Source organism: Pseudoalteromonas sp. SIMBA_162 (assembly GCF_046535955.1).
Taxonomy (GTDB): Bacteria; Pseudomonadota; Gammaproteobacteria; order Enterobacterales; family Alteromonadaceae; genus Pseudoalteromonas; species Pseudoalteromonas marina.
In genome coordinates, this window is sequence record NZ_JAWJBQ010000808.1 from 1 (window position 1) to 252 (window position 252).

Genomic DNA, 252 nt, shown 5'->3' on the forward strand with positions numbered 1-252 from the left:
CCTCTTGGTTGGACGTATTTGCCGTGGTGGCAACCGTGATGGGGGTGGCGACGTCGCTAGGGCTTGGCGTATTACAAATGAATGGCGGTCTTAACGCGGTATTTGGCTTGCCGGAGAATGGGTTTTGGCAGTTTGTCATTCTATTTGTGATGTTCTGTGCCTATATGGCGTCTACATGGTCTGGATTGGATAAAGGCATTAAGCGCTTGTCTAACTTAAATATGGTGCTGTGTATTGGCTTAATGCTGTATG

At 47.6% G+C, this 252-nt stretch carries 1 protein-coding gene; it reads left to right on the forward strand.

Annotation, left to right across the window (positions count from 1 at the left end; all coding sequences use genetic code 11):
- Nucleotides 1-252, forward strand: a 252-nt coding sequence (locus tag R0J88_RS21920; RefSeq protein ID WP_410901165.1) for a BCCT family transporter, incomplete at both ends; no start/stop codon positions are given.